Origin of the sequence: Streptomyces sp. SID5464, from assembly GCF_009862985.1 — a bacterium.
GTDB classification, from domain to species: Bacteria; Actinomycetota; Actinomycetes; order Streptomycetales; family Streptomycetaceae; genus Streptomyces; species Streptomyces chartreusis_D.
Genome location: NZ_WWIQ01000010.1, coordinates 475,789 through 498,799, shown reverse-complemented (window position 1 = coordinate 498,799; position 23,011 = coordinate 475,789). Strand labels below are relative to the sequence as shown.

The following is a 23,011-nucleotide window of genomic DNA, read 5'->3' as shown; positions in this document are numbered from 1 at the left end:
TAACCGGAACAACAAGGGGGCCCGTGACGGACGTACCGGCTGGGGGTAGGCAGGCGATGACTGGGCGGCAGCGGGAACGGCGGCACAGGCGGACGGGCGCGGCGGTCGTCGCGGCCGTCGTCGTGGCCGGGGTGGGGCTGGGGGCCGGAGGGTGCGCCGGCGGTGACGCGGTGGCCGGCGATGCCCGCGGCGGGGACGCGGTCGTCGTGCTGCACCGGGCCGCGGACCGGCTGGCGGAGGCGGGGAGTTCGAAGGCCCGTACGTCGATGGAGATGGCGACCGGCGGGACGCGGGTGACCATCCGGGGCGCGGGGGTCTACGACTACCGGAAGCGGATGGGGCGGCTGAAGGTGCTGCTGCCGCAGGACCCCGCGGGGGCCACCGAGCGCCGGCCCATCACCGAACTGCTCGCGCCGGGAGCGCTCTTCATGAAGAACCGGGGCGCCGGTGTGCCCCCGGACAAGTGGGTGCGGGTGGACACGCGGACCCTGCCCGACGGCAACCTCGTCACCGGCGGGGCCACCGATCCGTTCGCGGCGGCCGAGGTGCTGCGCGGGACGCGGTCGGCGACGTTCGTGGGCCGGACCGAGGTCGCGGGCACCGGGGTGCGCCACTACCGGGGCACGGCGGATCTCGGCGCTGCCGCGAAGAAGGCCTCCGGCGGCAACAAGGCGCCCCTGAGCGCGGCGGCGAAAGGGTTCGCCACGGCCGAAGTGCCGTTCGACGTCTACCTCGACGACGAGGGACGGATCCGCAAGGTCCGGCACCGGTTCAGCTTCGTGGGCGGGCAGAAGAGCCCCGTGGCCGTCGCCTCGACCACGTTGCTCTACGATTTCGGGGCCTCGGTGCGCGTACGACTGCCGGACACCGACGACATCTACGCGGGCAAGATCGCCGAGGAGTGACCGGCGCGAACTAGCCCGTCCGTGCCATGCGCGGTGTGTAGGCCGCTCCCTACTCTAGGAAGTCGGTAACGGCAGAGATGAGGTGATGCACGTGGCTCCGGTCGGCGGTACGGCAGTTCAGGACCACGTGGCCCTCGCCGAGATCGAGCTGTGCGGAGAGCTGATCATCGCGGCCTCGGCCGCCCACGAGGAGCGGCTCAGCCTGGAGAGCATCGACGAGGTGCTGAAAGTGGCCGAGGAGCGCGACTCCTCCCGGGACTGAGGCGGGCTCAGGTCCGCAGCATGCGCGCGATCGCCTGGGTCGCCTCCTTGACCTTCGCGTCGATCTCGTCACCGCCCTTGAGGGCCGCGTCGGCGACGCAGTGCCGCAGATGCTCCTCCAGCAGCTGGAGGGCGAAGGACTGCAGGGCCTTGGTGGAGGCGGAGACCTGCGTGAGTATGTCGATGCAGTAGACGTCCTCGTCGACCATGCGCTGCAGGCCGCGGATCTGGCCCTCGATCCGGCGCAGGCGCTTGAGGTGTTCGTCCTTCTGCTTGTGGTAGCCGTGCACGCCCCGGTCGTGGTCGGTCACGACGTCCGCGTCGGCGGTGACATCCGCTCCGGCGGTGACATCCGCGACATCCCCGGCATCCGTGACGTCGGTCACGTCCGTCATCGCGTCCTCCTGGTGAGCAGTGAGCCGACATATACCCCTAGTGGGTATATGGTATCGAACTTTGCTGGGTATACGGCCCTTGGACCGCCCCCGTGCTCATCACTGTGCCTGATGGGCGACACTGGTGGGCGGCCCGATAGCCGTGGCCGGATGATGCGCCTAGCATCAGCCTGACCGAAACCGAAGCAAGCCGAGGACCCCACGTGCGATTTCGTCTGACCCCCAGGGAGACGAGCTTCTACGACATGTTCGCCGCGTCCGCGGACAACATCGTCACGGGCTCGAAACTCCTGATGGAACTGCTCGGGGCGGACGCTTCCGCCCGGGCCGAGATCGCAGAGCGTATGCGGGCAGCGGAACACGCAGGTGACGACGCCACGCACGCGATCTTCCACCAGCTGAACTCCTCGTTCATCACGCCCTTCGACCGCGAGGACATCTACTCCCTCGCCTCGTCCCTCGACGACATCATGGACTTCATGGAGGAGGCCGTCGACCTGGTCGTCCTCTACAACGTCGAGGAACTGCCCAAGGGCGTCGACCAGCAGATCGAGGTACTGGCGCGCGCTGCCGAACTGACGGCCGAAGCGATGCCGCACCTGCGGACGATGGAGAACCTCACCGAGTACTGGATCGAGGTCAACCGGCTGGAGAACCAGGCCGACCAGATCCACCGCAAGCTGCTCGCGCACCTCTTCAACGGCAAGTACGACGCCATCGAGGTCCTCAAGCTCAAGCAGATCGTGGACGTGCTGGAGGAAGCGGCGGACGCGTTCGAGCACGTGGCGAACACGGTGGAGACCATCGCCGTCAAGGAGTCCTGAGCCCTTCATGGACACCTTTGCTCTGGTCGTGACCATCGCGGTCGCGCTGTTCTTCACGTACACCAACGGCTTCCACGACTCGGCGAACGCGATCGCCACGTCCGTGTCGACGCGGGCGCTGACGCCGAAGGCCGCGCTGGCCATGGCCGCGGTGATGAACCTCGCCGGTGCGTTCATGGGATCCGGGGTCGCCAAGACCGTCAGCGAGGGACTGATCCAGACGCCCGTGGGGTCGAAGGGGATGGGGATCCTCTTCGCCGCGCTGGTGGGTGCGATCGTCTGGAACCTCATCACCTGGTACTTCGGGCTGCCCTCTTCCTCCTCGCACGCGCTGTTCGGCGGCATGGTGGGGGCCGCGCTCGCCGGTGGGACGACGGTCTACTGGCACGGGGTGCTGGAGAAGGTCGTCATCCCCATGTTCATCTCCCCGGTGGTCGGCCTGCTGGCCGGTTACCTGGTGATGACCGCGATCATGTGGATCTTCCGCAAGGCCAACCCGCACAAGGCCAAGCGCGGTTTCCGGATAGCCCAGACCGTCTCGGCGGCCGGGATGGCGCTGGGGCACGGTCTCCAGGACGCGCAGAAGACGATGGGCATCGTGGTGATGGCGCTCGTCATCGCCGATGTCGAGGACTACGGCGACCCGATCCCGGTGTGGGTGAAGATCGCCTGTGCGGTGATGCTGTCGCTGGGGACGTACGCCGGCGGGTGGCGGATCATGCGGACGCTGGGGCGGAAGATCATCGAGCTGGATCCGCCGCAGGGCTTCGCGGCGGAGACGACGGGGGCGTCGATCATGTTCGCCACGGCGTTCCTGTTCAAGGCGCCGATCTCCACGACGCACGTCATCACTTCGGCGATCATGGGCGTCGGGGCGACGAAGCGGGTGAACGCCGTGCGGTGGGGCGTCGCCAAGAACATCATCCTGGGGTGGTTCATCACGATGCCGGCCGCCGCGCTGGTGGCCGCGGCGTCGTACGGGATCGTCAGTCTGGCGTTTCTGTAGCCGGAGCAGAACCACCGCGTACGCGAACGGGCCCGCCCCTGGGAGTAGGGGCGGGCCCTTTTCGGCCTCGCGATGGCACCGCCATGCAGCACCGCGAGGGGTCTCGGCGAGGGTGGCTCAGCCGAAGCGGCCGGAGATGTAGTCCTCCGTGGCCTGGACCGACGGGTTGGAGAAGATGCGCTCCGTGTCGTCGATCTCTATGAGCTTGCCGGGCTGGCCCACCGCCGACAGGTTGAAGAACGCCGTGCGGTCGGAGACCCGCGCCGCCTGCTGCATGTTGTGCGTCACGATGACGATCGTGAAGCGCTCCTTCAGCTCACCGATCAGGTCCTCGATGGCGAGGGTGGAGATCGGGTCGAGGGCGGAGCAGGGCTCGTCCATGAGCAGGACGTTCGGCTCGACCGCGATCGCCCGCGCGATGCACAGCCGCTGCTGCTGACCGCCGGAGAGGCCGGAGCCGGGCTTGTTCAGGCGGTCCTTGACCTCGTTCCAGAGGTTGGCGCCCTTGAGCGACCGCTCGACGATGTCGGAGAGCTCGCTCTTGTTGTAGTTGCCGTTCAGCCGCAGCCCCGCCGCCACGTTGTCGAAGATCGACATGGTGGGGAACGGGTTCGGCCGCTGGAACACCATGCCGACCTCGCGGCGCACGGACACCGGGTCGATGCCCGTGCCGTAGAGGTCCTCGTCGTCCAGGAGCACCTTGCCCTCGACCCGGCCGCCCGAGGTCACCTCGTGCATCCGGTTCAGCGTGCGCAGGAACGTCGACTTGCCGCAGCCGGACGGGCCGATGAACGCCGTCACCGAGCGCGGCTCGACGGTCATCGAGATGTCCTCGATCGCCTTGTGGGAGCCGTAGTAGGCGGTCAGTCCGCTCACGTCGATTCGCTTGGCCATGATTACTTCACTTCCAGACAGTCAGATCAGTCGCTGTGGCCGCGTCAGCGACCGGTCTTCGGGGCCTTCCAGCGGGCGATCCCGCGGGCCACCAGGTTCAGGATCATCACGAAGGCGATCAGGGTGAGGGACGCCGCCCAGGCGCGGTCGTACGCCGTGACCTCGCCCGATCCGTACTGCTGGTAGATGTACAGCGGGAGCGACGCCTGCGCGCCCTCGAAGGGGTTGGCGTTGATGAACTTGCTGCCGAAGACGAGCAGCAGCACGGGCGCGGTCTCACCGGCGATGCGGGCGATGGCCAGCATGATGCCGGTGGTGATGCCGCCGATCGACGTCGGCAGGACCACCTTCAGGATGGTGCGCCACTTGGGCACGCCGAGCGCGAGAGAGGCTTCGCGCAGCTCGTTCGGGACGAGCTTGAGCATCTCCTCCGTGGAGCGGACGACGACCGGCATCATCAGGATCGCGAGGGCGAGTGACCCGGCGAAGCCGAAGGGCTCCATGTCGAACATCAGCATGAGGCTGAGGATGAACAGGCCGGCGACGATCGACGGGATGCCGGTCATGACGTCGACGAAGAAGGTGACGGCCCGGGCGAGGTTGCCGCGCCCGTACTCCACCAGGTAGATCGCGGTGAGCACGCCGATCGGCGCGGCGATCAGCGTGGCGAGGCCGACCTGCTCCAGCGTGCCGAGAATGGCGTGGTAGATGCCGCCGCCCGTCTCCGAGTCGGCGACCACACCCATCGAGTGGGTCAGGAAGTAGACGTCGAGGACCTTCACGCCGCGTTGGACGGTCGACCACACCAGCGAGGCCAGCGGCACCACGGCGAGCAGGAAAGCGACCCACACCAGCGAGGTGACCACGCGGTCCTTGGCCTGGCGGCGGTTCTCGACCCGGGCCGCGATGACGTACGTACCGAGGACGTGCAGGATCGCGGCGATCAGCGCCCACTGGACGCTGCTGTGCAGGCCGGCGGCGGCGCTGATGCCGAGTCCGAGGGCGACGGATCCGGCGGCGATGGCCCACGGAGCCCACTTGGGCAGGTGGCCGCCGCGCAGGGTACTGGGCCGCTTGGGGGCGAGGGAGGATGTGGTGCTCATGCGTTGGCCCCCGAGTACTCCTTGCGGCGGGCGATGATCGCGCGGGCCGCGCCGTTGACCAGCAGGGTGATGACGAACAGGACCAGACCGGAGGCGATCAGCGCGTCACGGCCGAACTCGGTGGCCTCGCTGAACTTGCTGGCGATGTTCTGGGCGAAGGTGCCGCCGCCCGGGTCGAGCAGGCTGGTGTGGATCAGGAAGTCGGGCGAGAGCACGGTGGCGACGGCCATCGTCTCGCCGAGGGCGCGGCCGAGGCCGAGCATCGAGGCCGAGATGACGCCGGAGCGGCCGAAGGGGATCACCGCCATGCGGATGACCTCCCAGCGCGTGGCGCCGAGCGCCAGGGCCGCCTCCTCGTGCATCTGCGGGACCTGGCGGAAGACCTCGCGGCTCACGTTGGTGATGATCGGCAGGATCATGATCGCGAGCAGGATGCCCACGGTGAGCATGGAGCGCGCGGCGCCGCCCTGCCAGGAGAAGATGCCGGTCCAGCCGAGGTAGTCGTTCAGCCAGCCGAAGAGGCCGTTCATGTGCGGGACGAGGACCAGGGCGCCCCACAGGCCGTAGACGATGGACGGCACGGCGGCCAGCAGGTCGATCACATAGGCGATGGGGCCGCGCAGCCGGCGCGGGGCGTAGTGAGTGAGGAACAGCGCGATGGCGACCGAGACCGGGACCGCGATGACCATGGCGATGATCGAGGAGACGATCGTGCCGTAGGCCAGGACCGCGATGCCGAAGACCGGCGGGTTGACACCGGTGTTCCACTCGAAGGTGGTCAGGAAGTTGCCGTCGTCCTTGCTGATGGCGAGGACGGCACGGTAGGTGAGGAAGCCCGCGATCGCGGCCATGATCAGCAGCAGCAGAATGCCCGAGCCACGGGACAGACCGAGGAAGATCCGGTCTCCGGGTCGGGTGGCGCCACGGGCCGCGCGCTTCTGCTCGGCCGTGGGCGGCTGCGTGGGGGGAGGTGCGTCAGCTATCTGTGTTGTGTCCATCGGGTTCTCCGGTCTGCGGAACCGCACGTGCTGTGCGGCCCTTGGCGGCGGTGCACCGGACGGTGCGGTCCGGTCTCCCGCGGGGAGATCCGGACCGCACTCAGGTCAGCTCAGGCTCTCGACGGTCGTGCGAACCTTGCCGATGATCTCCTCGGGCATGGGCGCGTAGTCGTTCTCGGCGAGGATCTTCTGGCCGTCCTCCGAGGCCGCGTAGCGCAGGAACGCCTTGACCGCGGGCAGGGTCTCGGCCTTGTTGCCCTTGTCGCAGACGATCTCGTACGTCACCAGGACCATCGGGTAGGCGCCGTCGGCCTTGGTCCCGTAGTTCAGCTTCAGGGCGAGGTCCTTGCCGGTGCCGACGACCTTGGCCTCCGCGATCGCCTTGGTGGCGTTCTCGACGGTCGCCTCGACCGGCTTGGCGGCGCCGGTGTCGATGGCGACGGTCTTGATTCCGTCCTTGGCGTACGACAGCTCGAAGTAGCCGATCGCGCCGGCGGTCTGCTTGACCTGCGCGGCGACCCCGGAGGACTGCGGAGCGGACTGGCCGCCCTTGGCCTGCCAGGCCTTGCCGCCCTCGTAGGGGAAGTCCTTCTTGGCGGTGGCGATCAGGTACTTGGTGAAGTTGTCCGTGGTGCCGGACTCGTCCGAGCGGTGGAACGCCTGGATCTTGAGGTTGGGCAGCTTCGCGTCGGGGTTCAGCTTCGCGATCGCCGGGTCGTTCCAGTTGGTGATCTTGCTGTCGAAGATCTTGGCGATCGTCGACGAGTCCAGGACGAGCTTGTCGACGCCCGGGACGTTGTAGCCCACGGCGATCGGGCCGCCGACCATCGGCAGGTCGATGCCCTGGCCGCCGGAGCAGATCTTCTTGGAGGCCTCGACCTCTTCGGGCTTCAGCGCCGAGTCCGAACCGGCCCAGGGGACCTGGCCCTGCGTGAACGCGGTGACACCCGCACCGGAACCGCCGGCCTTGTAGTTGATCTCCACCTTGCAGGCCGCCGAGAACTGCTTGACCCACGCGTCGACCGCGTTCTTCTGCGCGGAGGAGCCGTCGGCGAGCACCTGGCCCGAGGCGTCGTCACACTTGATGTTGCTCGGGGCGGCGGCGTTGGAGGAGCCTCCGCCCGGGTTGCCGGTCTCGTCGGAGCCGCACGCCGTGAGGGCCAGGGCGCCGGAGACGGCGAGAGCACCGAGAGCGAGGGCCCGCCGGTTCATGCGCTGAAGCTTCACTTGAGTTCCTTCCAGGAGCCGCCGTCCTGAATCGGCGGCGTGCGAAGTCTGGTGACGCTGGACGAGGCCGCGCACGGCAGGCGCGGCTCGCTATCTGGTACGGCCGAAATTAGGCAGATCAGGTGAAGGCGCCGATGGCCAGACATGAACGACGGGTGAACCCCTGCCGACGGTGTGGTTAGGTCACGGAATGCTTACGGGGAGAGCACGTGAGGGTTCCGCTTTCCGAAGCTGAGGGGTTCAGTCCGCTTCCGGCCGGTTCGGTCCGCTCTCCCGGCCGGTTGTGGCCGGTTCTGACCGGTTCAGCACGGCGAGCAGCGCGTCGACCAAGGGGCGGTCGTGGGGCTGGGTCAGGCGGGCGCGGGCGGCGACAGGTGTCAGCCACAGCACCCGGTCCACCTCGTCCGTCGGGGCGAACGCGCAGGACCTCGCCTCGGCCGCCCAGTAGCGGACCTGCTTGGGGCGGCCGTTCGCCAGGTAGCGCTGGGTGGGCAGCTCGGCGCCCGGCTCGGCCCGGCAGCCCGTCTCCTCGGCCACCTCGCGCAGGGCGCCGGCAAGCGGCTCCTCGTCCCGCTTCAGCTTGCCCTTCGGCCAGGACCAGTCGTCGTATTTCGGCCGGTGCACGAGGCAGAGCTCCAGCCCGCCGGTGACGGGGGAGCGGCGCCACAGGACACAGCCGGCCGCCTGGACGGTGGTGTCCTCGGGGGAGCCGGAGCTCACCGGGTGCTCACCGCCTCCGCCTCCTTCTGCCAGGCCTGCTGGAAGGCGAAACGTGCCGCCTCCACCTCGTGCCGCTGGTCGGCGTGGAGGACGCCGAGGGCGTATGCAGTGGCCGGGGCGATCCGTGGGGTACGGGCCGCCTGGGCCGCCGCTGCCGCCGCCTCCGAGGCGTCACGGTGGCGGTTCAGGGCCTGGCCGGCGGAGAGCAGGCGCAGGTCGACGACGGCGTTGCCCTTGGGTCCGCTGACGGCTTCGCGGGCGTAGCGGTGCAGGCGCAGGAGCAGGCGGACCTGGTGCCAGGGGGCGTCCTGCGGGTGCGGGACCGTGTCCGGGGACAGGCCGTGGATGAGGGCGGCGGCGTTGTACGGATGGCCCGCGGTGATGAGGGGGAGGGCGGCTACGGCGTCGGTGAGGCGGTCCTTCGCGGCGGTGGCCAGGGGGCGGAGGTCCGCGGTGGCCGCGGCTGGGGTCAGGGGGACCTCGCTGGCCAGGACGGCGACCTTGTCCGCGATGGCGTGGAAGCGGCTGGAGCCCATGGCTTGCAGGGCGGTGGAGTGGGCTCGGGTGCGGGCCAGTGTCAGTTGGCGGTCGAGCAGGGCGCCTGCCTTTGCTGCGCCGACTGTGAGGTTGCCGCGTTCTGTGGTGCTGGTCGGGGGGGTCCGCAGCCCGGCGTCTCGGGGTGCCGCTGTCCTGGGGACGGGTGCCGCCCCGGCGGCACGACCGCCCGCAGCCGAGTCGGCGGTCTGGGACGGGAGCGCTGTCGAACCCGACAAGCGGTGCAAGGCGTTCAACAGGCGTTCCAGGCGGGCCGTGTACGCGTGTTCCATGGCCAGCGTGCCGGACACCCAGGCCAGTTCCGGGCGCATGCCCTCGCACCAGTCCGTGTCGAGGAGGGACTGGAACGTGTGCAGGGTGGCGCTGATGCGGCGGGCCGAGCGGCGTAGCGCGCGGGCCGCCTCGACGGGCCCCTCCGCGCCGTTCGCCCCGGAGCCGGTCTCCCGGTGCAGGCGCAGCGCGCGGAGGAACTCCGTGGCCTGGGCCCGCAGGTAGCCCGCGAGGGTGTCCCCGGTGGGGGAGGGCCCGGCCAGGGGGTCCGTCGGGTCAAGGTGTCGCTGTGCCACGCCGGCGCCTCCGGGCGTCTATGAGCATCTCCTGGACGTTGCGCAGGGGCTGGCCGTCCGCGTCGGTCGCATGCCGGGTCCAGTCGCCGTCCGGGCCGAGGTGCCAGGAGGCGGTGGCGTCGGACATGCCGGTCTCCAGCAGCCGGTTCAGGGCCGCCCGGTGCGCCGGGTCGGTGACCCGGACCAGGGCCTCTATCCGGCGGTCGAGATTGCGGTGCATCATGTCGGCGCTGCCGAACCACACCTCGGGCTCGCCGCCGTTGCCGAAGGCGAACACCCGTGAGTGCTCCAGGAAGCGGCCGAGGATGGAGCGGACCCGGATGTTCTCCGACAGGCCCGCCACGCCCGGGCGCAGCGCGCAGATGCCGCGCACCCAGACGTCCACCGGCACGCCCGCCTGGGCCGCGCGGTAGCAGGCGTCGATGACGGCCTCGTCGACCATCGAGTTGACCTTGATCCGGACGTACGCGGGCCGCCCGGCGCGGTGGTGCTGGATCTCCTTGGTGATCCGCGAGACCAGGCCGTCGCGCAGCGACTTGGGGGCGACGAGCAGACGGCGGTAGGTCTCTCGGCGCGAGTAGCCGGAGAGGCGGTTGAAGAGGTCCGAGAGGTCCGCGCCGACCTGCGGGTCGGCCGTGAGCAGGCCGAGGTCCTCGTAGAGGCGGGCCGTCTTCGGGTGGTAGTTGCCGGTGCCGACGTGGCTGTAGCGGCGGAGCGTCTCGCCCTCCTGGCGGACCACCAGCGACAGCTTGCAGTGGGTCTTCAGGCCGACCAGGCCGTAGACCACGTGGCAGCCGGCCTCCTCCAGCTTGCGCGCCCACTTGATGTTGGCGTGCTCGTCGAAGCGGGCCTTGATCTCGACCAGCACGAGGACCTGCTTGCCGGTCTCGGCGGCCTCGATGAGGGCGTCGACTATGGGGGAGTCGCCCGAGGTCCGGTACAGGGTCTGCTTGATCGCGAGGACGTCCGGGTCGCCGGCCGCCTGCTCCAGGAAGGCCTGGACGGAGGTGGAGAACGAGTCGTACGGGTGGTGCAGCAGGACGTCCCGCTCGCGCAGCGCGGCGAAGATGTCCGGCGCGGACGCCGACTCGACCTCGGCGAGGTCGCGGTGGGTGCCGGCGACGAACTTGCGGTACTTCAGCTCGGGCCGGTCGAGGGAGGCGATCCGGAACAGGCCCGTGAGGTCCAGCGGGCCCGGCAGCGGGTACACCTCGGCCTCGCTGATCTTCAGCTCGCGCACCAGCAGGTCCAGGACCTCGCGGTCGATGGACTCCTCGACCTCCAGGCGCACCGGCGGCCCGAAGCGGCGCCGCATGAGCTCCTTCTCCAGGGCCTGGAGCAGGTTCTCGGCGTCGTCCTCCTCGACCTCGAGGTCCTCGTTCCGGGTCAGGCGGAAGGCGTGGTGCTCCAGCACCTCCATCCCCGGGAACAGCTCCTCCAGGTGGGCGGCGATGACGTCCTCGATGGGGACGTAGCGGCCCGGGGAGCTCTCCAGGAACCTCGACAGCAGCGGCGGCACCTTCACGCGGGCGAAGTGCTTGTGGCCCGTGACCGGGTTCCGTACGACGACGGCCAGGTTCAGGGACAGGCCGGAGATGTACGGGAAGGGGTGCGCCGGGTCGACCGCCAGGGGCGTCAGGACGGGGAAGATCTGGTGCCGGAACAGGGTGAACAGGCGGGCCTGCTCCTTCTCCTGGAGCTCGCTCCAGCGGACCAGGTGGATGCCCTCCTCCGCGAGTGCGGGGGCGACGTCCTCGTGGTAGCAGGCGGCGTGCCGGGCCATGAGCTCCCGGGAGCGGGCCCAGATCATCTCCAGCACCTCGCGGGGCTGGAGGCCGGAGGCGGAGCGGGTGGCCACGCCGGTGGCGATGCGGCGCTTCAGGCCGGCCACCCGGACCATGAAGAACTCGTCCAGGTTGCTGGCGAAGATCGCGAGGAAGTTGGCCCGCTCCAGCAGCGGCGTGTTCGGGTCCTCGGCGAGTTCGAGAACGCGCTCGTTGAACGCGAGCCAGCTGCGCTCCCGGTCGAGGAAACGTCCCTGGGGCAGCTGGACGCCGTCGACCTGCGACTCCTCGTACGCGTCGAGGTCCGCGTCGATGTCGGGTTCGAGGTCGGAGACGGCCGCCGCGATGGTGTGAGGGCGGTGGGCTGCTATGGAGCCCACGGAGGGCTGCGCGTGCTGGACCTGTGCCTGGGTGTTCGGCTGGCTCATGGCCCCATTCTTCCGCGCCGCGAGCATCACGGGCGCGTCGGAGAGCGCGGGCGGGAGCGGGGGCGTCACATGAGTGTTCCCGTTCCCCCCAGGCCCCTCTTGGGGCGGTGAAGGCTCTGGCACGGCGGGAGTCATTGGCCGAGCCTCGCAAGCTCGTCTGAATCGATGGTTACGGAGACATGACGTGTGGGATAGCGGGGGGCGGCTCGCGGGGGTGCGTCCGGTGCCGGCGGAAAGTCGGGCGTGCTTTCGTGAACCGGTCGAACGGGGTCGTCCGATGAGGAGACGTGAGCGAAACGAGAAGCGACGGGGAGCTGCTGCGGGCCGTTGCCGCGGACGCCGACCGGCGGGCCTTCGAGGAGCTGTACCGGCGGTACGCGCCGTGGCTCCGTGCCCGGCTGCGGGGCCGGTGCGCCGACGCGGGTGTCGTCGACGACGTCGTACAGGAGACGTTCCTCGCGGTGTGGCGGGGCAAGGCCCGCTACCGGGAGGAGGGCGATGTGGCCGGGTGGCTGTGGCGCATCGGGTCGCGGCGGCTGGTGGACGCGCTGCGGGGTGACGGGGCCCGGGGGCGGCTGCGGCAGGCGCTGGCGCGGCTCAGGCACCGGGACGAGGTGTCGGCGGAGGAGCGCGTGCTCGCGGGGGTGGAGCACGGGGACCTCGCGGGCGCGCTGGTCCGGCTGTCGCCGGAGCTGCGGGCGGTGTTGCAGGCGACCGTCATCGACGGGCTCTCGACCCGGGAGGCGGCCGTGCTGCTGGGGATTCCGCCGGGGACGGTCAAGACGCGGGCGATGCGGGCCCGCAAGCAGTTGCGGGAGGCGTTGGCATGAGCTGGCATGTGCCTGAAGAGGATCTGCGCGCCTACGCGCGCGGCGAGCTGGCGGCACCGGCTCTGTGGTCCGCCGACACGCACCTGGGCGCCTGTGCCGCGTGCCGGGGCGTGCTCGCCGAGGTGAGTGATCCGGTCGCGCTCGACGCGGGGTGGGAGCGGCTCGACGCCGAGCTCGACGCGCCCCGGGCAGGGGTGCTGGAGTCGCTGTTGGTGCGGGCCGGGGTCGCCGGGCACACCGCGCGGCTGCTGGCGGCGGCGCCGGTGCTGCGGCGGTCGTGGCTGGGGGCCGTCGTCGCCGTGCTGCTGCTGAGCGTCGGGGCGGGGCACGCCGTGCGGGGCGGGGAGTTCCCCACGCTGTTCCTCGCGCTCGCGCCGCTGCTGCCGCTGGCGGGGGTGGCGCTGTCGTACGGGCCCGCGCTGGATCCGGCGTACGAGATGGCCGTCGTCGCGCCGATGCACGGGTTCCGGCTGCTGATGATCCGGACGGTGGCCGTGCTGGGCGTGGTGCTGGGGCTGAACGGGCTCGCGACGCTCGCGCTGCCCGCGTACGGGCTGCATGCGCTGGCCTGGTTGCTGCCCGCGCTCGCGCTCACCGCGACCGGGCTGGCGCTGACGCCCCGGCTGGGTCCGGTGCTCGCGCCGTCGCTGGTCGGCGGGGCGTGGGTCGGGCTGCTGGTGCTGGCCGACGCCCTGCGGGCGGACCCCGGGCTGCCGCTCGCGCCGTTCACCGTCGCCGGGCAGGGCGTGGCGGCCCTGGTCGCCGCGCTCGCCGCCGGGCTGCTCTTCCTCCTCCGTGACCGCTTCGATCTCTTCCAGGGACGTGCCGTATGACTCCGACCGTGTCCGCCTCCGGGCTCAGCCTCCGCTACGGCGGCACCCGGGCCCTCGACGACGTGTCGCTGCGGCTGACCGGCGGCGTCACCGGGCTGCTCGGCCCCAACGGCGCGGGCAAGACCACGCTGCTGCGGGTCCTCGCCACGGCCCTGCCCGCCGACCGGGGTGCCTTCACCGTGCTCGGGCACGACCCGGGCACCGCGCGGGGCAGGCAGGAGGTACGGCGCCGGCTGGGCTATCTGCCGCAGACGCCGGGGTTCCACCCGGACTTCACCGCCTTCGAGTTCGTCGACTACGTGGCGATCCTCAAGGAGATGACCGACCGGGCAGCCCGGCACCGCGAGGTGCGGCGGGTGCTCGACGAGGTGGGGCTGGCCGACGTACGGGGCAAGCGGATCCGCAAACTCTCCGGCGGGATGCGGCAGCGGGTCGCCCTGGGGGCCGCCCTGGTCGGTGATCCCGGCTTCCTGGTGCTGGACGAGCCCACCGTCGGGCTGGACCCCGAACAGCGCATGCGGTTCCGGGAGCTGATCGCGGGGGCCGGGGAGGGGCGCACGGTGCTGCTCTCCACCCACCAGACCGAGGACGTGGCGATGCTCTGTCACCGGGTGCTGGTCATGGCCGGCGGCCGGGTCCGGTTCGAGGGCACTCCGGCCGAGCTGACGGCGCGGGCCGCGGGGCGGGTGTGGAGCAGCACGGAGCGCGATCCGGGCGCCAGGGCGGGGTGGCGTACGGGGACCGGGTCCTTCCGGAACGTGGGGGATCCGCCGGACGGGGCGGAGCTGCTCGAACCCACCCTGGAGGACGGCTACCTGCTCACCCTCGACGGTGACGCCGTGGAGGTGGCGGCATGACCGCGGTGGTGGAGCAGCCGGTCCGGCCCGCCGTGGAGACCGAGGCGGGCGGGGCCCGGGCCGCCGTGTTCGCGCTGGCCCTGTTCGAGACGCGCCGGCTGCTGACGAGACTGCCGGTGGTCATCGCCTTCCTCGTGTACCTGGGCTGGACCGTGTGGCGCAGCGGGAAGGCCTGGGGCGGCTACCCGGCCCTCCAGGACGCCGACCGGGCCACCCAGAGCGCGCCGATGCTGGTCGGTCTCGCGGTGCTGCTGGCCGTCAACCGCGCCGCGCTGCGCTCGTGGCGGCACGGGACGGAGCAGCACTTCGCGGTGCTGGTCCTCCCGCCGTGGCGGCGTACGGCCGCCCATGCGCTGTCGGTCGTGGCCGTGGCCCTGCTCACCGCCGGGTGCGTGGCCGCGCAGTTCGGCTGGGAGGCGCTCAGGCCCGGGGCGATCGGGCACGGTTCGGTGGCCGAACTGCTCGTGGGGCCGCTGACCGTGCTGCTGTCCGGGTTGGCCGGGCTGCTCATGGCCCAGCTGGTGAGGTCGGCGCTCGCCGCCCCGCTGACGGTCGTGTTCTTCCTGTTCCTGTTCCTCTTCGGCACGGGCGCTGGCGACGGCGTGACCCGGTGGCTCGTGCCGGTGGTCGGCGAGTCGACCTCCAACACGCTGCCGTCCGACCTGCTGGGCCGGCCCGCCGCCTGGCACGCGCTGTATCTGGCCGGGCTGGCGCTGTGCGCGGGCCTGGTGGCGGTGCTGGTCGCCGGTGGCCGTAAGCCGGTGGTGGTGGCCGGGGTCGCCGGGGCGGTGGCCATGACGCTGGTGGGCGGAGTGGCCCAGGCCGGCGGCGACTCCGCCGGGCTGGCGCGAGCCCGGGAGCGGGCCACCGTGCACCCGGAGCAGGTGCAGTCCTGTGTCCGGCGGGACGGGTCGACGTACTGCGCGTTCCCCGAGTGGGGGCCGCGGGTCGCGGACTGGGCCGGGGTCGTGGACCGGGTGCGGTCCCTGGCCGGGGGCGGCGCGCAGGAGCAGGACGTCGTCGTACGGCAGCGGGTCGAGGCCCGTTACGGGCTCTCCGGCGACGGTGCGCTGATGCCTCTGGAGCGGCCGCACGAGGTGACCGTGGGCACGCAGTGGGGCGGGAACCGCGTCCCCGAGTTCTCCGCCGCCGTGGCCGGCGTGCTGGTCGCGGGGGACGAGAAGGCGTCGACCTCGATGTGCGACGGCCGCATGGTCACCGTCATGTGGCTGGCCCTGGGCTGGGAGTCCGACCCGATGGCGGCGCTGCGCCGCGTCCGCCTCGACGACAGCGTGACCGGCTCGGCCTTCGTGCTCCAGCCGACGGACGGGATGTACATGACGGCCGCTCAGACGGAGGTGCTGCGCGAGCTGTTCGACCGGCCCCGGGGCGAGGTCACCGCGCGGGTGAAGTCCCACTGGGCCGAGCTGACCGCGCCGAAGGTGACGGCGGCCCGGGCGGCGCGGCTGCTGGGTGTGCGTGCGCCCGATGGGGACGACAAGTGCCTCGACTGACACGGGAGTTGGTCCTCCCCGTCTGCCGGACCCTGCCCCTGGGCGTGGTCGGCACGGCCGGCGGCGCGGGGTTGCTGCTCGCCGCGCTCCCCCGGATGACCGGCGAGACGGGCGAACGCCTCTCCCTGCACCTGCTGCGGGCCGCGGTCCTGGCCTTCGCGATGGGCCTGGTGTTCCTCCTGGACGACCCGGCCCGGCACACCACGGCCACCGTGCCGACCCCGCGCCCCGTCCGGGTCGCGCTGCGGGTGGCCCTCGCCGTCCCGGCCACGGCGGCCTGGTGGGTCCTGGCCCTGCTCCTCGTGCCGCCGGACCTGCGGCCGCCGGTCGCCGACATCACGCTGGAGGCCGGGGCGGCGTTCGCCCTGGCGGTGGCCGGTGCGGCGGTCACGGTGCGCTGCAGCGAGACGCCGCGGCCCGGCCCGCGGGTCGCGGCCGGCCTGCTGACCTCGGCGGTCCTGGTCATGCTGTTCTGGCCCGGCCGGTGGGCGCTGTTCGTCCCGGTGGAGGACGACCGGTGGCCGGCGGCGCACGACCGGTGGGCGGTGGTGCTGGTGGGGGCGGTGCTCGGGGGAGCGCTGGCGGCGGTGGAGCCGTTGCGGCGCCGGCGGTGGCGGCTGGCTGCGGGTGGGTGATCCTGGCGGGTGGTCCCCGGGGGGCTGATCCCGGACGGGGGCCCTGGGGGGGGCGACGCGCTTCGGCTACGGCTCGATCAGCGCTCCGGACACCGAGCCGGGGCTGCACCGCGTGCTCGGCGCATGAGATGGAAAGCTGTCGCCGTGGACCTCAAAGCCGTACGGGCCTTTGTCGCGATCGCCGACGCCGGGCAGTTCCAGAAGGCCGCCGTGGACCTGTCGCTCACCCAGCAGGCGGTCTCCAAGCGCATCGCCGCGCTGGAGAAGGACCTCGGGGTGCGGCTGCTGGTGCGTACGCCGCGTGGAGCGGAGCTCACCATCGACGGGCAGGTGCTCCTGCCGCACGCCCGGGCCCTCCTCCAGGCGGAGGAGCGGGCGGTGGCGGCCGTGCGCCCCGGGGAACGCGCGCTGCGGGTGGACGTCCTGGGTCGCAGGGCCGCCACCGCGGGGCTGGTACGGGACTTCCACCGGGCGCATCCTGAGATTCCCCTGGACGTCGTCACGCTCTTCGACGCGGACACGGCGGTGGCCGCCGTGCGGGACGGGTCCGTCGACGCCACGTTCCGTGCGGTCACCATGCCCGGGCGCCGGCTCCCCGACGGCATCGAGGCCGTCCCCGTCCTGGACGAGCCGCTCCGGCTGTGCGTCGGCCCCGACCACGAGTTCGCCCGCGCCGCCTCGGTGACACCCGCGCAGCTGGCTGGGCAGCGGATCTGGATGCCGGGCAACGCACCCGGCACGGAGTGGTCGGCCTACTACGACGAACTCGCCGAGACCTTCGGCCCGTCCATCGACACGATCGGCCCCAACTTCGGCATCGAGGCCCTCCTCGACACCATCGCGGGTTCCGCGACCCTGGCGACGTTCCTCAGCGAGCGGACCCCGCTCGTCTGGCCGGCCGACCACGACCTGCGCCTCGTCCCCGTGTGCGACCCGACCCCGGTCTACCCGCACTCCCTCCTCTGGCGCACGGACAATCCGCATCCCGGCCTGACGGCCCTCCGCGACCACCTGCTGGCGACGCGCCCGCGGTTGACGGAGGGGGAGGTCTGGAAACCGTCGTGGGCGAAGCGACCGGCCCGGCCCTGACAGTTACTCGGTGACGTACGTGAGGAACGACGCCCAGGGGCTTTCGCCGAACACGAGTATCGGGCCGTCCGGCTGTTTGCTGTCGCGGACGGGGACGACGCCGGGGTGTCCGTCGGCGACCTCCAGGCAGTTGTTGTCGCCCCCGTCGCTGTAACTGGACTTACGCCAGCTGAGCTTCATGATCTGTGCTCCTCCAGTACGTCCCTGATGAACGTCAGCGAGTCCGACGGGGACAGCGCCAGATCCCGCAGCAGATCGTAGGACAAACGGTGGTGCAGAACGTCCTCTGGATCGTCCATCAACAGACCGCTGCTGTCACCTTCCGTGTAGGCCACGGCACTGCCGTCCTCCTGCCACAGCAGGGTGAGTGACCCCTTTGCCATGAAGGGGTGGATGCCGGCGGAGAACGGCAGCACCTGGATGGCGATGCTGGGCCACTGAGCCGCGTCCTCGATGTGCTGCAACTGGCCACGCCACACCTCCGGGCTTGCGGAGGGACGGCGGAAGGCCAACTCGTCGATGATGAAACGGACGTTTGGCATTGGAGGCCTGCGCAGCAGGAGTTGCCGTCCCAGGCGGGCGGCCACCTGTTCCTCGATCGCCTCTGTGTCCTGAGGGTCCGTTGCCTGGGGGTCAGACAACACCTCACGGGCGAATTCCTCGGTCTGCAGCAGGCCAGGCACGTTCGGCGTGTACTTGTGCATGACCCGGGCCGTCGCCTCAAGCCCCATGAACCTCTTGTACTTGTTCTTGAAGGCGTCGAGCCGTGCCAACGCCCAGAGGCCCACCAATAGGTCGCCGGACCCGTAATAGCTGTCCAGGTCCCCCATGACCGCAATCTTGGACAGCCGCTCTCCCGATTCCAGGCGGCTCAGGTAGCTCTTGTCGTACCCGGTCTCGTCGGCCAACTGGCCCAGAGACTTGCCCTCCTTCTCCCGCAGGAACCGAAGGGTTCGTCCCAACACTGCCCGCCCCGATTCCCGCTCCCCGTCAACCACTTCGCCCACGTCACCCCTCACCGTTGCCTGGAGCGCCAGGCAACACCTGGCCCCTTCCGCAGCGTACGTGCGACCAGTGACCATGAGGGCACGAACGGTAATCACCGCTCGTCAAACCCCAAGTCCCTGCCCTGAGAAGGGATACTTCCGTGCGCCTGCGTATCGCTGAACTCTGCGAGTCGCCGCTCGTACGGCCGTACCTCGACACCGTGGAGGTCTCCGCATGAGGCTCCTCCCCTGGACCGGCACCGACGGCAAGCCCTGCTACCTCAGCACCGACGACCCGGACAGCCGCCTCTCACGGCTCGCCGATGACGTCGAGCAAGCTCAGCTCGCCTCCGCCGAACAGGTCCTGGCCGGCGCCGAGGCCGTACTCCGTGACCCCAAGGCCGGTGAACGCGCCGTGCATTTCGCGTTGGTGAGGGCCCTGGAGTCGCTGGGGGACGTGCTGCGCGTCGCGGTCAGCCGGGGTGAGCGCCTCCGCGAGGGCGATGGGTGACCCGTCAGTGGAAGCCGAGCATCCCGGGGGAGTCGATGTCGACGGTGAGGATGCCGGGAGGGTAGCCGCTCTCGTTGCCTGTAAGGATGATGGACATACCGCCGGTCTCCATGTGCGGTGTCGCGACATAGAGGGCGTGGCAGAGGTCGGGGCCACCCCAGCCGTCCCTGAACATCGCCCCGACCGTCGCTGCACCGGTCTGGTTCAGCGGGTCGACCATGACACCCGGCAGAGCGAGCACGTCACCGGCGACGCCCTTCTCCATGGACTCGGCATACATCAGGCACAGCGCCGGGATGTGCAGCCAGTCCCCCGGCGTGTGTGCGACGTTGTCGGCGAGGAGGTGGAGGGCACGGTGCCCCCGCACCAGGGCGACCACAGCGCTGGTGTCGAGGATGATCACGCGGCCTTGCCTCGCAGGTTGTGCATCTTCTCGGCGGCCACTGCGTAGATGTTGGCCAAGACGTCCGGCCCCTCGTCGAACTCCTCGTCCGTCAGCGTGCAGCCCATCCGCTCGCGGAGCACCTTTCTGGTGGCGGACACGCGTTCGGCGATCTGGGCCGCTGTGAGCTGCTCGGAGGCCAACTGCTCCACAAGTTGCCCAAGAGTCATCCCCCGCTCTTTGGCCACCTGCGCGAGATGGTCACGGGCCTCGCGTGACACCTGGATGGTCGTGTTGTCTGCCATGGGAACACTGTAGCCACACCACAGCAGGAGGCACCCCGGCCTCTGCCCCCCTCACACGATCGTGTTCAGACCCGGCAACCTTTCCGCGCCGAGCGGCAACCCACCCCCCGGACCATCCCCCCGCCGCATGGAACGGATTCGCCGCATGAGTGAGCTGCGCAGCAAGCCCCGGCACCGCAGAAGCCGCACGGCCCTGGCGGTCGGCGTCCCGCTGGCCCTGACCGCCGCCGGCACCCTCGCGTACGGCACCGACCTCGGCGTCCTCGGCTCCACCGCCCAGCAGGCCTCCGCCGCCGTCCCGGCCTGGGCCGCCGACACCGCCGACGGGTTCGCCTCCGTCAACTCCCGCGGGCAGAACGGGACGTACGGCGGCCGGGACGGCAAGACGGTCACCGTGAAGACGCAGGCCGATCTGGAGAAGTACGCGACGGCCACCGAGCCGTACGTGATCGTCGTCGCCGGCACGATCAACATGAACCCGGTCGGCAAAGAGATCAAGGTGCAGTCCGACAAGACCATCGTCGGGTCCGGGACCTCCGGGCACATCGTCGGCGGCGGGTTCTTCCTCGGCCAGGGCGTGCACAACGTGATCATCCGGAACCTGACCATCCGGGACTCGTACCAGGGTGTGTGGAACGACAAGGACCACGACTTCGACGCCGTCCAGATGGACGGCGCCCACCACGTCTGGATCGATCACAACGATCTGCGGCACATGGCCGACGGGCTCATCGACGTCCGCAAGGACAGCACGAACGTCACCGTCTCCTGGAACAAGCTGAGCGACAACAACAAGACCTTCGGCATCGGCTGGACCGAGAACGTCAAGACGGACATCACGATCCACCACAACTGGATCCGCGAGACCGAGCAGCGCAACCCGTCCACCGACAACGCCGCCCACGCGCACCTCTACAACAACTTCCTGGAGGACGCTCCGGGCACGGACATCAAGTCGTCGTACGGCAACTACTCGCGCGGCGCGACGAAGATGGTCCTGGAGAACTCCCTCTTCCAGGGCATCAAGAACCCCGTCATCAAGGACAGCGCCGCCGCGATCGTCCAGCGCGGGAACTCCTTCTCCGGCACCAGCGGGCGCAACGAGAGCGGCGGGACCGCCTTCGATCCGAAGGCCTACTACCCCTACTCCCTCGACAAGGCCGCCGACCTGCCGTCGATCCTCAGGTCCGGTGCCGGGCCGCGTGCCTCCATCGGCACGACCGCCGCCGCCTCCACCAAGGCAGCCGCCGCGACCACCCTCACCGTCGCCAAGGACGGCAGCGGGCAGTACACGACCGTCCAGGCCGCCGTGAACGCCGTACCCGCCAACAACCCCTCGCGCGTGGTGATCGCCGTGAAGCCGGGGACGTACCGGGAGACGGTGAGGGTCCCCTCCAACAAACCGCACGTCACCATCCAGGGCACCGGCGGCAGCCGCAAGGACACGACGATCGTCTACAACAACGCGTCCGGGACGCCGAAGCCCGGCGGCGGCACGTACGGCACGGGCGGCAGCGCCACCGTCGCCGTCGAGGCCGACGACTTCCAGGCGCGGAACCTGACCATCTCCAACGACTTCGACGAGAAGGCCAACCAGAACCTGAGCGGGCAGCAGGCCGTCGCCCTGCGGACCGCCGCCGACAAGGTGTTCCTGGACGGGATCATCGTCAGCGGCGACCAGGACACGCTGCTGCTCGACACCGCCGCCAAGGACAAGCTGGGACGGGTCTACGTCAGCAACTCGTACGTCATCGGGAACGTCGACTTCATCTTCGGGCGGGCCACGGCCGTCGTCGACAAGTCCGTCATCACGCTGAAGAAGCGCTGGAACGGCGACTCGGCCGGTTACGTCACCGCGCCGAGCACCGCCGCGAACCGCAAGGGCATCCTGATCGCCAACTCCACGGTGAACGGCGATGTGTCGAACGGCAGCTTCTACCTCGGCCGGCCCTGGCACGCGGGCGGTGACGCCTCGCTCGACCCGCAGACCACGGTCCGCAACACCAACCTGAGTGCCGCGATCAAGTCCACGCCGTGGACCGACATGAGCGGCTTCTCGTGGAAGGACGACCGGTTCGCCGAGTACAAGAACACCGGTGCGGGGGCGGGTCCGGCGACCTCCGACCGGCCGCACCTGACCGACGCGCAGGCCGCGAACCAGGAGGTCGCGGACTGGCTCGCGGGCTGGACGCCCTCGGCGTCCTGACGGCTCCCTTCCGGGTCCGGCTGACGAGCGGCGCCGGACCCGGAAGGGCACCATTCCTACTGGTTCCAGGCGTAGTGCAGCCGGTCCAGGCCGCTCTGGTTGTTCACCGTCAGGCTGAGGTTCGTGCCCGTGCCCTGGAGCGTGGTGAGGGAGTAGGTGTCACCGTTGCGCAGGCCGGGCCAGTAGACGGAGCCCAGGCCCAGCTCGCGGATGGTGTCGGTCGCGGCCTGGATGTACGCGACCTCGTTGGAGCCGTTGACCGGGCCGTTGTAGTCCAGGCCGGTCGTCATGGACGCGCCGAACTCGTCGAGGATCGTGCGCGACGCGCAGTCGCCGATGCGCGCCTTGAAGTCCTGCTTCCACTGGTCGACGCTGGTCCAGTCGGTGTGCCAGAACCCGTAGTTGTGCAGGGCCAGGCGGGTGCCCTTGAGGCGCGGGTCGGCGCACACCGGCTTGACGTCCTCGCTGTACTTGTAGCCGCCGATCAGGATCCGGTCGCGGGGCACGTTGCCGTGGGTGGCCACCCACTTCGCGGCGATGTCGGTCCACTCCTGGGCGGTGTAGCCGAACGGCTCGTTCATCGGCTCGAAGTACACCTTGGAGTTGCGGGCGTAGGCGGAGGTGATCCGCGCCCACATCTGGTCCCAGGACGCCTGGTTGTCGATCTTGCCGTCCTTGGCGTTGTCGGCCTCCCAGTAGCCCAGGATGACCTTGAAGCCCTTGGCGGTGGCGGCGTCGATCGCGCCCCGGTACGACTTCCAGAACGGGCCGTTCACGGAGGTGGGGTTGACCGGGAGGCGGACGGTGTTGGCGCCCAGCTTGGAGAATCCGCCGATGATCGCCGTGGACTTGGCGTACGTGGTGGCGTAGCTGTCGGAGGTGGACAGGCCCGAGGGCACGACCGCGTCGTGCGCGTAGTTGTCGCGCGGGTCGGCCCAGTTGACGCCCTTGAAGTCGCTGACGGGCGGCGGGGCGGTGGGGGAGGCGGCTGCGGGGGAGGCGAGTGCTCCGCCGAATGCCGTGACGCAGGCGAGCAGCGCCCCCAGGCCGGCTATCCCCCTATGAGTCTTTCGTGACACGACGTCCCCTTCTGAGCAGTTGCGTGAGCGAGACCTCGCGCATAGAGCGGCGGCTCGTTGGCTCCCGCAAACTAGAAGAGGACTCAAACAGAGGTCAACACATCTGCTCACCAAATTT

Annotated in this window: 25 protein-coding genes; 12 read left to right on the top strand and 13 right to left on the bottom strand. The window is 70.4% G+C overall.

The window, feature by feature from the left end; genetic code table 11:
* Positions 1-56: 56 nt before the first annotated feature.
* Positions 57-905, top strand: coding sequence for a hypothetical protein (locus tag GTY47_RS12385; protein ID WP_010036292.1), 849 nt, complete (start codon positions 57-59; stop codon positions 903-905).
* 82 nt (positions 906-987) lie between these two features.
* Positions 988-1,167 carry a hypothetical protein gene (locus GTY47_RS40190; RefSeq protein WP_231911156.1) on the top strand — a complete coding sequence of 60 codons (180 nt, stop codon included), beginning with the start codon at positions 988-990 and terminating at the stop codon, positions 1,165-1,167.
* Positions 1,168-1,174: 7 nt separating this feature from the next.
* Here the strand turns inward: GTY47_RS40190 and GTY47_RS12380 are convergent, their stop codons facing one another.
* A complete protein-coding gene (locus tag GTY47_RS12380; RefSeq protein ID WP_029180932.1) occupies positions 1,175-1,561 on the bottom strand; it encodes a metal-sensitive transcriptional regulator in 387 nt (128 codons plus the stop codon).
* Positions 1,562-1,764: 203 nt separating this feature from the next.
* On the opposite strand from GTY47_RS12380, the gene GTY47_RS12375 reads away from it, so the two are divergent.
* On the top strand, positions 1,765-2,385 hold the full coding sequence (locus tag GTY47_RS12375; protein WP_010036288.1) for a DUF47 family protein: 621 nt from the start codon (positions 1,765-1,767) through the stop codon (positions 2,383-2,385).
* 7 nt (positions 2,386-2,392) lie between these two features.
* Complete coding sequence (locus GTY47_RS12370) at positions 2,393-3,391, top strand: inorganic phosphate transporter (RefSeq protein WP_010036287.1); 999 nt, start codon at positions 2,393-2,395, stop codon at positions 3,389-3,391.
* Positions 3,392-3,508: 117 nt separating this feature from the next.
* Here the strand turns inward: GTY47_RS12370 and pstB are convergent, their stop codons facing one another.
* From pstB to GTY47_RS12335, 7 genes are all read right to left on the bottom strand, one after another.
* Positions 3,509-4,285 carry a phosphate ABC transporter ATP-binding protein PstB gene (pstB, locus tag GTY47_RS12365; protein ID WP_010036285.1) on the bottom strand — a complete coding sequence of 259 codons (777 nt, stop codon included), beginning with the start codon at positions 4,283-4,285 and terminating at the stop codon, positions 3,509-3,511.
* 44 nt (positions 4,286-4,329) lie between these two features.
* Positions 4,330-5,388 (bottom strand): phosphate ABC transporter permease PstA, encoded by a 1,059-nt coding sequence (gene pstA, locus GTY47_RS12360; RefSeq protein ID WP_010036283.1) that lies wholly within the window; start codon positions 5,386-5,388, stop codon positions 4,330-4,332.
* Positions 5,385-6,386 (bottom strand): phosphate ABC transporter permease subunit PstC, encoded by a 1,002-nt coding sequence (pstC, locus tag GTY47_RS12355; RefSeq protein ID WP_010036281.1) that lies wholly within the window; start codon positions 6,384-6,386, stop codon positions 5,385-5,387. Before pstC ends, pstA begins: the two co-directional genes overlap by 4 nt.
* 105 nt (positions 6,387-6,491) lie before the next feature.
* Complete coding sequence (gene pstS, locus GTY47_RS12350; protein ID WP_010036280.1) at positions 6,492-7,613, bottom strand: phosphate ABC transporter substrate-binding protein PstS; 1,122 nt, start codon at positions 7,611-7,613, stop codon at positions 6,492-6,494.
* Positions 7,614-7,853: 240 nt separating this feature from the next.
* Positions 7,854-8,333 carry an NUDIX hydrolase gene (locus GTY47_RS12345; protein ID WP_010036274.1) on the bottom strand — a complete coding sequence of 160 codons (480 nt, stop codon included), beginning with the start codon at positions 8,331-8,333 and terminating at the stop codon, positions 7,854-7,856.
* Positions 8,330-9,454, bottom strand: coding sequence for a CHAD domain-containing protein (locus GTY47_RS12340; RefSeq protein ID WP_010036273.1), 1,125 nt, complete (start codon positions 9,452-9,454; stop codon positions 8,330-8,332). Before GTY47_RS12340 ends, GTY47_RS12345 begins: the two co-directional genes overlap by 4 nt.
* Positions 9,435-11,801 (bottom strand): RNA degradosome polyphosphate kinase, encoded by a 2,367-nt coding sequence (locus tag GTY47_RS12335; RefSeq protein ID WP_086012479.1) that lies wholly within the window; start codon positions 11,799-11,801, stop codon positions 9,435-9,437. Before GTY47_RS12335 ends, GTY47_RS12340 begins: the two co-directional genes overlap by 20 nt.
* 152 nt (positions 11,802-11,953) lie before the next feature.
* On the opposite strand from GTY47_RS12335, the gene GTY47_RS12330 reads away from it, so the two are divergent.
* The 6 genes from GTY47_RS12330 to GTY47_RS12305 all read left to right on the top strand — a co-directional run bounded on the left by GTY47_RS12330 (position 11,954) and on the right by GTY47_RS12305 (position 17,424).
* Positions 11,954-12,496: an RNA polymerase sigma factor gene (locus tag GTY47_RS12330; RefSeq protein ID WP_010036262.1), complete on the top strand. Its 543-nt coding sequence runs from the start codon at positions 11,954-11,956 to the stop codon at positions 12,494-12,496.
* On the top strand, positions 12,493-13,329 hold the full coding sequence (locus tag GTY47_RS12325) for a hypothetical protein (RefSeq protein WP_010036260.1): 837 nt from the start codon (positions 12,493-12,495) through the stop codon (positions 13,327-13,329). The genes GTY47_RS12330 and GTY47_RS12325 overlap by 4 nt, the downstream gene beginning before the upstream one ends.
* Entirely contained in the window at positions 13,326-14,186 is an 861-nt protein-coding gene (locus tag GTY47_RS12320) for an ABC transporter ATP-binding protein (protein WP_010036258.1), read from the top strand. Before GTY47_RS12325 ends, GTY47_RS12320 begins: the two co-directional genes overlap by 4 nt.
* Entirely contained in the window at positions 14,183-15,700 is a 1,518-nt protein-coding gene (locus GTY47_RS12315) for a hypothetical protein (RefSeq protein ID WP_010036256.1), read from the top strand. Before GTY47_RS12320 ends, GTY47_RS12315 begins: the two co-directional genes overlap by 4 nt.
* Entirely contained in the window at positions 15,688-16,335 is a 648-nt protein-coding gene (locus GTY47_RS12310; RefSeq protein WP_158688392.1) for an ABC transporter, read from the top strand. The genes GTY47_RS12315 and GTY47_RS12310 overlap by 13 nt, the downstream gene beginning before the upstream one ends.
* Positions 16,336-16,479: 144 nt before the next feature.
* On the top strand, positions 16,480-17,424 hold the full coding sequence (locus tag GTY47_RS12305) for a LysR family transcriptional regulator (protein WP_010036251.1): 945 nt from the start codon (positions 16,480-16,482) through the stop codon (positions 17,422-17,424).
* Between the two features lie 3 nt (positions 17,425-17,427).
* Here the strand turns inward: GTY47_RS12305 and GTY47_RS12300 are convergent, their stop codons facing one another.
* Together GTY47_RS12300 and GTY47_RS12295 are read right to left on the bottom strand one after the other, a co-directional pair.
* The gene (locus GTY47_RS12300) at positions 17,428-17,604 is read right to left on the bottom strand and encodes a DUF397 domain-containing protein (RefSeq protein WP_010036249.1); all 177 of its coding nucleotides are present in this window, start codon (positions 17,602-17,604) and stop codon (positions 17,428-17,430) included.
* A complete protein-coding gene (locus GTY47_RS12295; RefSeq protein ID WP_029180930.1) occupies positions 17,601-18,431 on the bottom strand; it encodes a helix-turn-helix transcriptional regulator in 831 nt (276 codons plus the stop codon). Before GTY47_RS12295 ends, GTY47_RS12300 begins: the two co-directional genes overlap by 4 nt.
* A 214-nt stretch (positions 18,432-18,645) precedes the next feature.
* Here GTY47_RS12295 and GTY47_RS12290 point away from each other — a divergent pair, with 214 nt between their 5' ends.
* On the top strand, positions 18,646-18,921 hold the full coding sequence (locus tag GTY47_RS12290; RefSeq protein WP_010036246.1) for a hypothetical protein: 276 nt from the start codon (positions 18,646-18,648) through the stop codon (positions 18,919-18,921).
* Positions 18,922-18,925: 4 nt separating this feature from the next.
* Here the strand turns inward: GTY47_RS12290 and GTY47_RS12285 are convergent, their stop codons facing one another.
* Both GTY47_RS12285 and GTY47_RS12280 read right to left on the bottom strand, forming a co-directional pair.
* A complete protein-coding gene (locus GTY47_RS12285) occupies positions 18,926-19,324 on the bottom strand; it encodes a hypothetical protein (RefSeq protein ID WP_010036245.1) in 399 nt (132 codons plus the stop codon).
* Positions 19,321-19,608 carry a hypothetical protein gene (locus GTY47_RS12280; protein WP_029180929.1) on the bottom strand — a complete coding sequence of 96 codons (288 nt, stop codon included), beginning with the start codon at positions 19,606-19,608 and terminating at the stop codon, positions 19,321-19,323. Before GTY47_RS12280 ends, GTY47_RS12285 begins: the two co-directional genes overlap by 4 nt.
* A 145-nt stretch (positions 19,609-19,753) precedes the next feature.
* Between GTY47_RS12280 and GTY47_RS12275 the strand changes: the two genes are divergently transcribed.
* Entirely contained in the window at positions 19,754-21,814 is a 2,061-nt protein-coding gene (locus GTY47_RS12275; RefSeq protein ID WP_010036240.1) for a pectinesterase family protein, read from the top strand.
* A gap of 56 nt (positions 21,815-21,870) precedes the next feature.
* Here the strand turns inward: GTY47_RS12275 and GTY47_RS12270 are convergent, their stop codons facing one another.
* Positions 21,871-22,893 (bottom strand): cellulase family glycosylhydrolase, encoded by a 1,023-nt coding sequence (locus GTY47_RS12270; RefSeq protein WP_010036239.1) that lies wholly within the window; start codon positions 22,891-22,893, stop codon positions 21,871-21,873.
* Between the last annotated feature and the right edge of the window lie 118 nt (positions 22,894-23,011).